The organism is Streptomyces sp. NPDC001393 (assembly GCF_053597455.1).
Map to the genome: position 1 here is coordinate 60,183 of NZ_JBSFIH010000018.1, position 12,830 is coordinate 73,012.

Sequence of the window (12,830 nt, forward strand, 5' to 3'; positions counted from 1 at the left end):
GGCGACTTTGACCATTGCTACAACTGTTTTCAGCCAAAACCGCGCAGTAACTGCACGTGCTGAATCCGTACCGCTAGCGTGAGGGCGCCGCGTCGCCACACCAGGGGCACAGGGCCCCGCCGGGACTAGCGCGCGGCGGAGGATTTCCCCTTTGACCACAGCATCCGTGCTGATGGCCGACGTCTTCGAAGTCCAGCCCTACACCTCCCACTGCGAGGTCATCCTCGGCGAGGGCGCGCACGCCGTGATCGGTGTGTCCCCGGGCAACAGCTATTTCTCCGCCCGCCGCCTGCACGACCTCGCCCGCTGGGGACTGGACCACTTCGACAGGGTCGACTTCGTCTACACCGACCTGTACGTCGCCGAGATGTACGAGGCGTCCGGCTATCCACCGGACGAGGCCCGGCGCAAGGCGGTGAAGAACCTGCGTGGTGTGCGCGCCAAAGTCCGTGACGCGGTGTCGGCGGCGGACCCCGAGGGGCTGCGGATGGACTGGCACCCGATGTCGGAGTTCCGCACCAACCCCGCCTACCAGGACATCCACCGGGAGCTCCAGGCGCGCCTGGCCTCCGACGGGGCCTTCCGGGCCGTCTGCGACGCCCTGGTGAATCGTTTCCTCAGTGCGCGTGGCGAGACGCCGACCGAGCAGCAGCGGGCTGTGTGCCTGGAGTACGTGTGCGCCGAGGCGCCGCTGTTCCTGGACACCCCCGCCATCCTCAAGGTGCCCTCCTCGCTCAACTGCTACCACCAACTGCTGCCGATGGCCGAGCTGTTGTACTCCCGCGGCGCCGGCCTGCGCGCCTCCCGCAACCAGGGCCACGCCATCGTCAGCCCCGCCGCCCTCGAAGGAACCGCCGCATGACCACCGCCCCCGGCGTCCGCGCCGACCACCCGCCCCTGCTCGACTTCCCGTTCTCCTGGGACGGCACCCAGGTTCCCGCCGAGGTGGCGGACCTGCGCGCCACCACCCCGGTACGGCGCGTGCGGACCATCGCCGGCGACGAGGCCTGGCTGGTGTCGTCGTACGACCTGTGCGCCCAGGTCCTCAAGGACGACCGGTTCTCCCTGAAGGACACCTCGGCCCCCGGAGTCCCCCGGCAGTACGCGCTCACGATCCCGCCCGAGGTCGTGAACAACATGGGCAACATCACCGGGGCGGGGCTGCGCCGGGCGGTGCTGAAGGCGCTCAACCCGAAGTCGCCGGGACTGCTGGAGTGGCTCCGCACGGACGCCCACCGCCTCGTGGACCGGTTGCTGGCCGACGGCCCCACGGCGGACCTGCGCGGGGCGTTCTGCGAGCCGTACTCGGCGGGCATGCACTGCCGCATCCTCGGCATCCCGCAGACCGAGGCCCCGGCCTTTCTGCGCAGCCTCGACATCGCCTTCATGAACTCGCCGTGCCCGATCACCGGCGCGAAGATCAACTGGGACCGGGACATCGCCCGGATGACGGCCCTGCTCGACGACCCGGCGACGCACGGCCTGATGGGCGAACTCGCCGCGCTGCGCGACGACCCCGAGTACGCCCACCTCACCGACGAGATGCTGGCCACCGTCGGGGTCACCATGTTCGGCGCCGGCGTGATCTCCACCTCCGGCTTCCTCGCGATGGCCCTGGTCTACCTGCTCACCCACCCCATCGCCCGGGACCTCCTGCGCGACCGCCCGGACCTGATCGGCCCCGGCGTCGAGGAGCTGCTGAGGGTCAACCTCTCCATCGGCGACGCCCTGCCCCGCCTCGCCCTGGAGGACGTCCGGCTGGGCGACGTCGACGTGCGGGCGGGGGAACTGGTCCTGGTCCTGGTCGAGGGCGCCAATCTGGACCCGGAGAAGTTCCCCGACCCGCACCGCTTCGACGCCCACCGCGACAACACCGCCGACCACCTCTCCTTCGGGGGCGGCGCCCACTACTGCCCCGCGACCGCACTCGGCCGCGCGCACGCCCGGATCGCCATCGAGGTCCTCCTCGACCGTCTGCCGGACCTCGCGCTCGCCGTACCCTCCGGCCAACTGGTGTGGCGCACGGGCTTCATGAAGCGAATCCCCGAGCGGCTACCGGTGACCTGGTAATCCCCACCACCCCACCCTCCACGCGGTGCCCCCGCCCCGGCATCCCGGGGCGGGCGCCGACCGGTCCACCGGAGATCGCGCCCGCAGTCGCAGCCACCGACCACCGCCGGCCGGATGGAGTTCCGGCCTGAGTCCTCATCGGCACGTCGGACCGGTCGGCTCGCGGCGGGCGACCCGGTGCCGCCCTCGGGGACATCCCCGGCGGGCGGTCCGGGACTCGGTCAGTGGTCGGCCGGGTACGCACCGCGGGTCAGCCCCACCGGATTGCCCGGCGGCAGCAGGCCCGAGGTCTCGACCATGTGGGCCAGGGGATCCAGCAGGCCGGCCAGGCGTGCGGTGCGGTCGGCGCCGAGGGCGGTCCAGGGCTGTTCGGCCGCCGCGTCCGTCAGCGCCTCCACCTCCGCGCGCACGGCCGCGCCGGCCGGAGTGAGCAACCCGTCGGCCCCGAGCAGGCCCCGCTCACGCAGGCGTGCCCCGGCCGCCTCCCAGTCGGCCTGCTCCCACCTGCGCGTCTCCCGCAGGAACGCCCCGTCGGACTCGCCGGCGGCCGCCTTCAGCACCATGGCCTCGACCGGCCCGATTCCCCGGCTCACCAACACCGCCACGTGTGCGTCCCCACGGTGCTCGCGCAGGGTTGTCAGCCCCTGCCACAGCCGCGCCGTCGGGCGGTCCGGGCGCTGCAGCGCCTGGTTGGCCGCGGCCAGCACGCGGCCCGCGGTGTCCGCCGCCGCTGCCGCCTCCCAGGCGAGGTCGGCGGCCTCGGCGAACTCGGCCGAGCCGACGGTGTCCGGTCCGAACAGTCCGGTCATCGCCGCGTCGAGGGCGTCCTGGCGGGCGGCCAGCACATCGGCGGGAGCCGCGTACGTCCAGGCGTCCGGCAGGGCCCGGGCCACCCGGGCGGGGTGGAAGACGTAGAAACAGCTCGTCACAACGGCCGGGGCGACCGCGCCGAGCGGTGCGGCGCGCAGCGCGAAGTACCCCATCCAGAATCCGCGCATCCCGAGCGCGTCCGCCGCGCTGTGCACCTCCGGTGCGAAGTACACGAGATCGTGCACCGGTTCGTACCGCTCCCACAGGGCCCGCGCCATCGCGTCCGCCACTGCTTCCTCCGTCAGGTCGACCTGCCGCGTACTGTCGGCACCAGACTGCGTTATGACGTCGGTCATAACAAGGGGTGGCCGGTCATAGCTAGGGGTGGGGGTCGGCCGTCACGGCGGGGGAGGCGGCCGCGGAACCCCTGCGGCCGGGCATCACCGTAGTGGGGGACGCCATTGGGCCGGATGAGCGCATTTCGCGCGCCGCCCCGCCTCGGCGAAGTGCGGCGTTCCGGCGGTCGTCCTGGACATCCAACTGCGGCGAGTGGGCGGGGAGTTGGCGGTAGGGCGCCGCCGCCCGGTGTGCTCGGCCCGGGGGCGTCTGTGCGGGTCTCCGGTGACCGGTCTCGCGCCCGTTCGGCTGCTCCTGCCCGCGGAGGCGGCGCGCTGGTTCTTCCGGCCGTACGTGACGGCCGACGAGCCGACGCTTCGGCGTGCGCGGGGCGTGCGGCGCTCGGCCGTCCGGGAGCGGCGCGCGGCCGGGTGATTCGCCCGGACGAGGGGCCGCGGAGGCGGGATCGCTGGGTCAGACGGGTGGCGCAATGACCCGGCTGGGTGGCTCGGATGGTGGGAGCTTGCGCGCTCACTGACGGTGGTTCATGTCGAGGCCGGGTCTGTCCAGCTGATGAGGGATCCGCTGCCCGGCCGCGACGGAAGGACACAGCTATGCGTTCTGCCCGCATGCTTCTGGCCACGGCGGCAGCCACCGCCGCACTGGCCTTCGGCGCGCCGAGTGCCGCCTTCGCCGTTCCCGCGGGTGACGACGGAGGCCGCGACGACTCCTCTTACAGCCAGGACCACGACCGGGGTTCCGACGAGGACCACGGCCGTGACCACGAATCAGGCCGCGACCACGACGATGATCACGGCGACAACCACGACAAGGGCCGCGGACACGACGGGCCGCGCGGCGGAATCCACACGGGTGGCGGAGCGCTGGCCGCGGTGCGAGGTGACGGCCGCGGCGACGACCGGGGCGACGATGACGACCACGGCCGGGACGAGGGCCAGGGCCGTGACGACGACCACGGCCGCGGCGACGACCAGGGCCGGGACGAGGACCAGGGCCGCGGTGACCACGACCAGGGTCGGGGCGATCATGAAAAGGGCCGAGGCGGCCACGACAAGGGCCGGGGACACGAGGGGCCGCACGGCGGTGTCCACACGGGCGGCGGCGCGCTCGCAGCTGTGCGCGGTGACGACTGGGGCTCGGGTCGCGACGAGGGCGGCCGGGACGGTGGTCGGGACGGCGGCCGGGACGGTGGCCGTGACCACGACGAGCGGGGCGAGCACGAGAGGCCGCACGGTGGCATGCACACCGGCGGTGGCGCTCTCGCCACTCCGGGCGTCACCGCGGGCGGCCTCGCCGTGCTGGCCGTAGGTGCCGGCGGTATGTACATGCTGCGGCGCAAGAAGGCCGGACAGCAGGCGTCCTGACCGAACGACGCCTTCCAAAGGCTGCGGCCGCCGCCGACGCCCGCACCGTGTCGGCGGCCCGCACCTGTGGCCCTCCCCTCCGTCTGTGCGCACACGGTCCCCGTGCGCAGGCGCCCCTGTACGTCTCCTCCCGCGCGCCGGGCCCTCCGGCGCCCCTGTCCAGATCCCCGTGCTGCCGTGCCCGAGTGAGGTGGTGTCCGATGGCAGCCAATCCCTCCTCCCCGACCTCCGCGGACCCGCAGGCGGACGGGCGGAGTTCCGGCCGTGGCGGGCGGCGGCTGACGCTGTGGGGCGTGGCGATCGTCGTCATCGCCGTCAGCCTGTTCGGCGGCCACCACACCTCGGACGGCTCCGCACAGACGTCCCGTGCCGCGGGCGCGAGCGCCGCCGCCCACCAGACCGCCCCGCAGCAGACGGACCCGCAACTGACGGATCCGAAGTACACCGATCCGCAGCAGACCGATCCCCAGCGGAGCGATCCGAAGCAGGCCGACCCCCAGCAGGCCGGCACGGAGTTGCCCAGGTCCACGCCGACCCGGCTGCTCATCCCGAAGATCTCCGTGGACGCCCCCTTCACCACCCTGACCATCGGCGCCTCGGGGCAGCTCCAGCCGCCGCCGGCGGCCGACACCAACCTCGTCGGCTGGTACGCCAAGGGCGCCTCGCCCGGCGAGAAGGGCACCGCGATCATCGCCGGACACGTCGACACGAAGACCTCCCCGGCCGTCTTCGCCGACCTGAAGGAGTTGCAGGCCGGCGACCGCTTCACCGTGGAACGCGCCGACGGACGCGACGCCGAGTTCGTCGTGGACGACAAGGAGACCTTCGCCAAGGACGACTTCCCCAGCGACCGGGTCTACGCCGACGCCAAGCGCCCCGAGGTGAGGCTGATCACCTGTGCGGGGGAGTACGACCACGACGCGAAGGACTACACCGACAACCTCGTGGTCTTCGCCCACCTGGTGTGAGCCGGACCGTGCGGATCAGCCGCCGCCGTCGGCGAAGGGTCCCTTCGGCGCGAATGCCAGCGCCGCGAACCGTTCGCCGATCCGGCGGTGCGCGGCGGCGTCCGGGTGCAGACCGTCGGGCAGCGGCAGTTCGCCGAAGTCGGCCTCGCCGTACAGTTCACGGCCGTCGAGGTGGTGCAGGCGCGGGTCCTGTGCCGACCGCTCGCGCACGATGCGGGCCAGTTCCTCCCGGATGACTCCCAGGGTGAGTTTCCCGCTCGCCGTCTCCGCCGGGTCCCCGGCGGCCCGGAACCGCAGCCGTCCCTCGCTCAGGGCGGAGAGGTCCGGGAGAGTGGGGCCCGGCGTCTCCTCATGGATGGGGCACAGGATCGGCGAGACGACGAGCAGCGGCGTGTCGGGGTGCCCCTCGCGGATGGTGTCGAGGAAGCCGTGGACGGCCGGACCGAACGCGCGCCGGCGCATCAGATCGGTGTTGACCACGTTGATGCCGAGCTTGACGCTGATCAGGTCGGCCGGGGTGTCGCGCAGTGTGCGGGCGGTGAACGGGTCGAGCAGGGCGCTGCCGCCCAGCCCGAGATTGGTCAGCTCCACGCCGCCGAGGGACGCGGCGAGCGCCGGCCAGGTGGTGGTCGGGCCCGCGGCGTCCGAACCGTGGCTGATGGAACTGCCGTGGTGCAGCCACACCTTGCGGTCCTGGTGCGGAACGGCTGCCACGGGCGCGTCGGTGCGCAGGGCGACGAGTTCGGTCGTCTCGTTGTGCGGCAGCCAGATCTCCACGACCTTGGCGGTGCCGGGCAGCCCCGAGAAGCGCACCGTACCGACCGGGCCCGGCCGGTGCTCGGCCGTACCGGCGCTCATGTCGATGGTGAGCGTGTTGCCGCCGGCGATCCGGCCGCTGCCGGCCGGACGTCCGTCGACGAGCAGTTCGTACACGCCGTCCGGGCGCGGCGGCGCTCCGACGTAGATCCGCTTGGTCGGCAGGGCGTCCAGTTCGACGGTGGTCGCGCGCGTGCGGAAGACCAGCCGGACACCGGAGGGCTGGGACTCGGCCAGGGCCAGCTGGGGATCGGCGCACTGCGCGCGGGCGCGGGCCGGCAGCCGGTGCGGCAGCAGTCCGTGGGCGGTGCGTTCCAGATCGAGGGCACCGCGCACGAGTTCGGCGGTGAGCGGGGTGGTGTGCATGGTGTCGGCCTGTTCGGAGAGGTCGTACGAGCTCAGGGGGTGGGCCAGTGGCGCAGCAGGGAATCGAGGGCGTCGAGGATCCGGGTCCATGACTCCTGCGAGTCGGGGGCGCTGTGGCTGAATCCGCCGGCCGTCTCCAGGCTGACGTAGCCGTGGAAGACGCTGCCGAGGAGGCGGACCGCGTGGGTCTGGTCGGGCTCGGCGAGGTCGTAGCCGCGCAGGATTGCCCGGGTCAGCTGCGCGTGCCGGGGGCCGGCGCTCGCGGCAGCCGTCTCGGGGTCCAGCCTGTGCCGGGCCGCCGCGTAGCGGCCGGGGTGGCGGCGCGCGTAGTCGCGGTACACGTCCGCGAAGGCGGCGAGGGCGTCCTTGCCGGACCGGCCGGCGAGCGCGTCGGCGGCGCGGTCGGCCAGCTCCTCCAGCGCGAGCAGCGCGATCCGCGTCTTCAGGTCCTGGGAGTTCTTCAGGTGGGAGTACAGACTCGCGACCTTGACGTCGAACCGCCGGGCCAGCGCCGACAAGGTCACCTGGTCGAAGCCGACCTCGTCGGCCAGGTCCGCACCGGCACGGACCAGGCGCTCGGTCGTGAGCCCCGCACGAACCATAATCGATCTCCCATCTACCATAATCAATTATGGAGCTGCCTAAAGCATTTAGGCAAATCGGCTGGTCACCTCAGCCGGTCGACTCGCGCAGGACCAGGGAGAAGGGGCCGACGATCTCCTCCTGGTCCGTCGGCGGACCCGCGCTGCCCAGCCGCGCGACGAGCAGGGCGACGGCCCGCTCCGCCATCAGCTCGTGATCCGGATCCACGGTGGACAGCGACGGGACGAGGAACGCGCTCTCGTCGACGTTGTCGAAACCGATCACCCTGACCTGCTCCGGCACCCGCACCCCCGCGTCCGCCAGACCGCGCAGCACGCCGATCGCCACGGTGTCCGTCACACAGAACACCCCGTCGAAGTCCAGCCCGCTCGCCGCCATCGCCCGCGCCTGCCGGGCCCCGGCCTCCATGGTGAGCGCGGACACGCTCCGCACCAGCTCCGGGTCCTCGGGCAGACCGGCGGCGGCCAGCGCCTGCCGGTAGCCGGTGTGCCGCAGGCTCGAGACGTCGACCTCGTCCCGCAGTTCCCCGCACACCACGGCCACGCGCCGGCAGCCCCGCTCGATCAGATGCCGGGTGGCGTCCGCCGACGCCTCGACGTTGGGCATGGCGACATGGTCCACGGGCCCGCCGAAGATCCGCTCGCCGAGGATCACCACCGGGTGGTCCACCCTCAGCGCCTCGACATCGGCCGGCCCCATGCCGACGGTACTGAGGATCAGCCCGTCGTACAGCCGGTTGCGGGACTGGGCCAGCGCCGCCAGCTCGTTCTCCCGGCGGGCACCGGTCTGCTCGATGCTCACCCGCAGCCCGCGCCGGCCGGCCGCGGCGATGACGGCCTCGGCCAGCCGGCCGTAGTACGGCCGGTTCACCTCGGGCACCGCGAGGCCGATGGTGCCGGTCCGGCCCTTGCGGAGGTTGCGGGCCGCCACGTTCACCCGGTAGTCGAGCCGGGCCATCGCCGCGAGGACGCGCTCGCGGGTGGCGGGACGGACGTGGGGGTGGTCGTTGATGACGTTGGAGACGGTCATCGCCGACACGCCGGCCGCCTTCGCCACGTCCTGGATCGTCGCCACGCTCACTCCCGCCCGGTGAACTCCGAGGAAGGACGCACGCCGTCCTGCGCAAGACGATAGAGCGCGGCGCCATGGGCGGGCAGATCGACCACCAGGTGCCGGCCGTCGTGCGCCACGCCGGCACGGGTCCACAGCTCCCGGACGCGATCGTCGGGGCGGGCACCGACCGAGCCGAGCGGCACCTCGTACCGGCGGGGCCGGCCGGCCAGGGAGAACACGGCGGCGTAACGGGTACGGCCGTCGGTATCGCGGGCGGTCCACAGCACCAGGTCGCCCTCGCGCAGCACCTCGCGGTTGCCGGTGCTGTGCCACAGGACGGCCAACGCCTCGTCGTTGGTGAGGAGTTCGACGGTCTCCGATGGGCTGGTCGGCAGGTCGCCGCCCATCATCAGCGGGGAGCGGGAGATCAGCCACAGGGTGAGCAGACTGATCTGCTCGGCCCGGGTGAGCCGGGACAGCCGGTCCGCACCGCGTTCGGCGCGGATGCCGATGCGGCCGAGCGGCAGCATGTCGGCGTCCGCCCACCCGCCCTCGCCCTGCCAGGGTGCCCAGCGCGCCATCCGCGCGAACTGGGCCTCGACGTCCTCCCATCTGTCCCACAGGTCGTCGCAGACCCGCCACATCGTGGCGTGCTCGCGCAGATGGTCCAGCCGGGCCAGGGACACGTCCGTGCCGGGGGACAGGCTGAGCTGGATCGGCCGGCCGCAGCGCTCGATCGCCCGTGCGTAGGCGGCGATCTCCCGTTCGTGGTACGGGAAGAGCATGTCGTCGGCCTTGATGAAATCCACGCCCCAGGCCGCGAACTGGGCGACCTGGGAGTCGTAGTAGGCCTGGGCGCCCGGGTGGTCGTGGTTCAGGCCGCGGTTGTCGGAGTTCCAGGGGCAGACCGAGCCGGTGTCGGCGATCTCGTCCGCGGTGAAGGCCGTACCGAGGACCGGGAGCCGGGCGGCGACGGCCCGGCGCGGGATCCCGCGCATGATGTGCAGGCCGAAGCGCAGCCCGAGGTCGTGCACGCGCCGGGCCAGCGGTGCGAAGCCGGCCCCGCCGGCGGCGGAGGGGAACCGGTTCGGCGCCGGGAGCTGGCGGCCGTACGCGTCCAGGACCAGCGGCGCGTCCGCGTTGTAGCCGTGGGCGCGGGCGGTGGGCTCGTACCACTGGATGTCCACCACCACCGTGTCCCAGCCGTGGGCGAGCAGGCGGTCGGCCATGAACCGCGCGTTGGCGAGCACCTCGAACTCGGTGACGGTCGTGCCGTAGCAGTCCCAGCTGTTCCAGCCCATCGGAGGACGCCGCGGACGGTCGGGAAGGGGCCGGTCCATGTCTTCTCCTCTCAGCCCGCCGCCGTCATGGGCGCCTGGACGGTCACGAAGGAGTGCGGCGGCAGGGTCAGGGCCAGCCCCAGGTCGGTGACCTGGATGCCGTCGCCGTCGAAGGTGCGCGGGGCCACCGCCTCGGGTGTCTGCGGGGTGTTGTGCGCCTGGAGCCTGTCCGCGGTGAGGATCCGCCCCCGTGCCTCGCCGATCCGGCCGCCGCGCAGGGCCAGGGTCACCTCGGCGGACTCCGCGGCGTCCAGGTTGCTCAGCGAGACCAGGAGCGTGCCGTCCTTGACGCCGGCCGACACGGACACCGTCTCCAGTTCGGTGTCCCCGACCCGGCGCCGCGCGCCGTCCGCGCGCAGATGGACGGGGAGCGAAGTGGCGTCCTGGTGGCCCTTGTTCATCTCGAAGACGTGGTACGTGGGGGTCAGCACCAGCGTGTCCCCGTCGGTGAGCAGCATGGCCTGCAGGACGTTGACGGTCTGCGCGATGCTGGCCATGACCAGGCGGGCCGCGTGCCGGTGGAAGATGTCGAAGTGGGTGCTCGCCACGAGCGCGTCACGCAGGGTGTTCTGCTGGAACAGGAAACCGGGGTTCGTGCCCGGCTCCACGTCCCACCAAGTGCCCCACTCGTCCAGTACGAGGCCGACGGTGCGCTTCGGGTCGTAGCAGTCCATGACGGTGGAGTGACGGCTCAGGATGCGGTCGATGCGCCTGGCCGAGACCATCGTGCGGTAGTAGTCCTCGGTGCCGAAGACCGTGGCGCTGCCTTTGGCCTCCCAGGGCCCGGCCAGGGTGTAGTAGTGGACGGACAGGGCCTGGTAGTAGGTGCGCGGGGTGGCCTCGCAGCCGAAGCAGTTGAGCTGCCGCATCAGCGTCTCGGTCCACTTGTAGTCGTCGTCGGAGGCGCCCGAGGCGATCCGGTACAGCTTGTTGTCGCCGTGGTCGCGGCAGTACGTCGCGTACTGGCGGGCGAGGTCCGCGAAGTACTCGGCGCGCATGTTGCCGCCACAGCCCCAGGTCTCGTTGCCGATGCCCCAGAACCGCACCCGCCACGGCTCCGCACGCCCGTTCTGCCGGCGCAGCCGCACCATCGGGCTGTCGCCCGCCCGGGTGAGGTACTCGACCCACTCGCTCATCTCGCGGACCGTGCCGCTGCCCACGTTGCCGCTGATGTACGGCTCCGCGCCGAGCAGTTCGCACAGCGCCATGAACTCATGGGTGCCGAAGTGGTTGTTCTCCTCCACGTCGCCCCAGTGCGTGTTGACCATCCGGGCGCGCTGCTCGCGCGGGCCGATGCCGTCCTTCCAGTGGTACTCGTCGGCGAAACAGCCGCCCGGCCAGCGCAGGTTGGGGATGCGCAGGGCGCGCAGCGCCTCGACGACGTCCAGGCGGATGCCGCCCTCATTCGGGATCGGGGAGTCCTCGCCGACCCAGAAGCCGCCGTAGACGCATCGCCCCAGATGCTCGGCGAAGTGCCCGTACAGGTGACGACTGATCCTCGGCCCCTCGATGTCGAGGTTGATGATCGCGGTGGCGGTGGGCACGGACGTACTCCTGTCCGAGATTTGTTGTATCGATAAAAGTTGCAGTACTGCACGGCCGGGTCAAGGGCGCGGTTATTGGTTCGCGTGTCGGCACCCGGCGGCCTAGCCTGCCCGGCATGGCAAAGGCACCCGTTCTCACGCCCCGGGCGGACGACTTCCCGCGCTGGTACCAGGACCTGATCAGCAAGGCGGAACTGGCCGACAACGGCCCGGTGCGCGGCACCATGGTCATCCGACCGTACGGGTACGGCCTGTGGGAGCGGATGCAGCAGGAGATGGACGCCCGGATCAAGGCGACCGGCACCCAGAACGCCTACTTCCCGCTGCTCATCCCTCAGTCGTACCTGACGAGGGAGGCCGAGCACGTCGAGGGCTTCGCGCCCGAGCTCGCGGTCGTCACCCATGCGGGCGGCAAGGAGCTGGAGGAGCCCGTCGTGGTCCGCCCCACCTCCGAGACGATCGTGAACGAATACTTCTCCAAGTGGGTGCAGAGCTACCGCGACCTGCCCCTGCTGATCAACCAGTGGGCCAACGTGGTGCGTTGGGAGCTGCGCCCGCGACTGTTCCTGCGCACGACCGAGTTCCTGTGGCAGGAGGGCCACACGGCGCACGCCACGTACGAGGAGGCGCGCGCCTTCGCGGCCCGCGTGCAGAGCGAGGTCTACGGCACGTTCCTGCGCGATGTCCTCGCCATGGACTTCGTCTCCGGCCGCAAGACGGCCAGGGAGCGGTTCGCCGGAGCGGTCAACACTCTCACGCTCGAGAGCATGATGGGCGATGGCAAAGCACTCCAGATGGTGACCAGCCACGAACTGGGCCAGAACTTCGCCAAGGCCTTCCGCACGCAGTTCGTGACGCAGGACGGCCGGCAGGAGTACGTCTGGCAGACCTCCTGGGGCTCCACCACCCGCATGATCGGCGCGCTGGTGATGACGCACGGCGACGACGGCGGGCTGCGCGTCCCGCCCCGTCTGGCCCCGGTCCAGGCGGTGGTCCTCGCCGTCAAGGGCGACGAGGAGGTGTCGGCCCGCGTCCGCGAGATCGGCGACCGGCTGAGGGAGGCGGGTGTACGCGTCCACGTGGACGACCGCACGGACGTGCCGTTCGGCCGTCGCGCCGTCGACTGGGAGCTGAAGGGCGTGCCCGTACGGATCGAGGTGGGGCCCCGCGACCTGGAGCACGGCACCGCCGTGCTGGTCCGCCGTGTCCCGGGCACCAAGGAGCCGGTCGCGGCCGAGGCGCTGTCCGCGCTCCTGCCCGGAGTGCTGGAGGACGACCAGGCGCTGCTGCTGGAGCAGTCCCGTCGGCGCCGCGAGGACCGCACGGTCGAAGCGGCCACGCTCGAGGAGGCCGCGGAGGCCGCCGCCACCGGCTGGGCCCGCATCCCCTGGGCCACGCTGGGCCCGGAGGGCGAGGCCGGGCTCGCCGAGCGCGGTGTGTCCGTGCGGTGCCTGATCGCAGCGGACGGTTCGGTACCGGAGAGCGAGGACCAGCCGGGGAACGTGGCAGTGGTGGCGCGGGCCTACTGACGGAGCGGGG

The 12,830-nt window shown here is 72.2% G+C and carries 13 protein-coding genes; 6 read left to right on the forward strand and 7 right to left on the reverse strand.

Going from position 1 to position 12,830, the window contains the following annotated elements; all coding sequences use genetic code 11:
- Nucleotides 1-151: 151 nt before the first annotated feature.
- Together ACWC2T_RS20825 and ACWC2T_RS20830 are read left to right on the forward strand one after the other, a co-directional pair.
- The gene (locus tag ACWC2T_RS20825) at nucleotides 152-862 is read left to right on the forward strand and encodes a tRNA-dependent cyclodipeptide synthase (protein WP_450671816.1); all 711 of its coding nucleotides are present in this window, start codon (nucleotides 152-154) and stop codon (nucleotides 860-862) included.
- Nucleotides 859-2,070: a cytochrome P450 gene (locus tag ACWC2T_RS20830; RefSeq protein WP_450671817.1), complete on the forward strand. Its 1,212-nt coding sequence runs from the start codon at nucleotides 859-861 to the stop codon at nucleotides 2,068-2,070. Before ACWC2T_RS20825 ends, ACWC2T_RS20830 begins: the two co-directional genes overlap by 4 nt.
- A 221-nt stretch (nucleotides 2,071-2,291) precedes the next feature.
- On the opposite strand, the gene ACWC2T_RS20835 is transcribed toward ACWC2T_RS20830, so the two are convergent.
- A complete protein-coding gene (locus ACWC2T_RS20835) occupies nucleotides 2,292-3,170 on the reverse strand; it encodes an SCO6745 family protein (protein ID WP_450671818.1) in 879 nt (292 codons plus the stop codon).
- A 331-nt stretch (nucleotides 3,171-3,501) separates the two neighbouring features.
- On the opposite strand from ACWC2T_RS20835, the gene ACWC2T_RS20840 reads away from it, so the two are divergent.
- Nucleotides 3,502-3,651 carry a hypothetical protein gene (locus ACWC2T_RS20840; RefSeq protein ID WP_450671819.1) on the forward strand — a complete coding sequence of 50 codons (150 nt, stop codon included), beginning with the start codon at nucleotides 3,502-3,504 and terminating at the stop codon, nucleotides 3,649-3,651.
- 353 nt (nucleotides 3,652-4,004) lie between these two features.
- Here ACWC2T_RS20840 and ACWC2T_RS20845 read toward each other — a convergent pair whose 3' ends face one another.
- A complete protein-coding gene (locus ACWC2T_RS20845) occupies nucleotides 4,005-4,469 on the reverse strand; it encodes a hypothetical protein (RefSeq protein WP_450671820.1) in 465 nt (154 codons plus the stop codon).
- 6 nt (nucleotides 4,470-4,475) lie between these two features.
- On the opposite strand from ACWC2T_RS20845, the gene ACWC2T_RS20850 reads away from it, so the two are divergent.
- Nucleotides 4,476-4,601, forward strand: coding sequence for a hypothetical protein (locus ACWC2T_RS20850; protein WP_351210000.1), 126 nt, complete (start codon nucleotides 4,476-4,478; stop codon nucleotides 4,599-4,601).
- A 200-nt stretch (nucleotides 4,602-4,801) separates the two neighbouring features.
- Nucleotides 4,802-5,569 carry a class F sortase gene (locus tag ACWC2T_RS20855; RefSeq protein WP_450671821.1) on the forward strand — a complete coding sequence of 256 codons (768 nt, stop codon included), beginning with the start codon at nucleotides 4,802-4,804 and terminating at the stop codon, nucleotides 5,567-5,569.
- Between the two features lie 15 nt (nucleotides 5,570-5,584).
- Here ACWC2T_RS20855 and ACWC2T_RS20860 read toward each other — a convergent pair whose 3' ends face one another.
- From ACWC2T_RS20860 to ACWC2T_RS20880, 5 genes are all read right to left on the reverse strand, one after another.
- Nucleotides 5,585-6,751, reverse strand: coding sequence for a GDSL-type esterase/lipase family protein (locus ACWC2T_RS20860; protein WP_450671822.1), 1,167 nt, complete (start codon nucleotides 6,749-6,751; stop codon nucleotides 5,585-5,587).
- 32 nt (nucleotides 6,752-6,783) lie between these two features.
- The gene (locus ACWC2T_RS20865; RefSeq protein ID WP_450671823.1) at nucleotides 6,784-7,353 is read right to left on the reverse strand and encodes a TetR/AcrR family transcriptional regulator; all 570 of its coding nucleotides are present in this window, start codon (nucleotides 7,351-7,353) and stop codon (nucleotides 6,784-6,786) included.
- Between the two features lie 70 nt (nucleotides 7,354-7,423).
- Entirely contained in the window at nucleotides 7,424-8,428 is a 1,005-nt protein-coding gene (locus tag ACWC2T_RS20870) for a LacI family DNA-binding transcriptional regulator (RefSeq protein WP_450671824.1), read from the reverse strand.
- Nucleotides 8,429-8,430: 2 nt separating this feature from the next.
- Nucleotides 8,431-9,747, reverse strand: a complete 1,317-nt coding sequence (locus tag ACWC2T_RS20875) for a glycoside hydrolase family 27 protein (RefSeq protein ID WP_450671825.1) — start codon at nucleotides 9,745-9,747, stop codon at nucleotides 8,431-8,433.
- Between the two features lie 11 nt (nucleotides 9,748-9,758).
- On the reverse strand, nucleotides 9,759-11,291 hold the full coding sequence (locus ACWC2T_RS20880; RefSeq protein WP_450671826.1) for an alpha-N-arabinofuranosidase: 1,533 nt from the start codon (nucleotides 11,289-11,291) through the stop codon (nucleotides 9,759-9,761).
- 116 nt (nucleotides 11,292-11,407) lie between these two features.
- On the opposite strand from ACWC2T_RS20880, the gene proS reads away from it, so the two are divergent.
- Nucleotides 11,408-12,820 carry a proline--tRNA ligase gene (gene proS / locus ACWC2T_RS20885; protein ID WP_450671827.1) on the forward strand — a complete coding sequence of 471 codons (1,413 nt, stop codon included), beginning with the start codon at nucleotides 11,408-11,410 and terminating at the stop codon, nucleotides 12,818-12,820.
- Nucleotides 12,821-12,830 lie beyond the last annotated feature (10 nt).

What these genes read in the sequence shown, in the direction of transcription:
- ACWC2T_RS20830 (WP_450671817.1), top strand. Translation starts at nt 859, where the DNA reads ATGACCACCGCCCCCGGCGTCCGCGCCGACCACCCGCCCCTGCTCGAC.
- ACWC2T_RS20850 (WP_351210000.1), top strand. Translation starts at nt 4,476, where the DNA reads ATGCACACCGGCGGTGGCGCTCTCGCCACTCCGGGCGTCACCGCGGGC.
- ACWC2T_RS20855 (WP_450671821.1), top strand. Translation starts at nt 4,802, where the DNA reads ATGGCAGCCAATCCCTCCTCCCCGACCTCCGCGGACCCGCAGGCGGAC.
- ACWC2T_RS20860 (WP_450671822.1), bottom strand. Translation starts at nt 6,751, where the DNA reads ATGCACACCACCCCGCTCACCGCCGAACTCGTGCGCGGTGCCCTCGAT.
- ACWC2T_RS20865 (WP_450671823.1), bottom strand. Translation starts at nt 7,353, where the DNA reads ATGGTTCGTGCGGGGCTCACGACCGAGCGCCTGGTCCGTGCCGGTGCG.
- ACWC2T_RS20875 (WP_450671825.1), bottom strand. Translation starts at nt 9,747, where the DNA reads ATGGACCGGCCCCTTCCCGACCGTCCGCGGCGTCCTCCGATGGGCTGG.
- proS (WP_450671827.1), top strand. Translation starts at nt 11,408, where the DNA reads ATGGCAAAGGCACCCGTTCTCACGCCCCGGGCGGACGACTTCCCGCGC.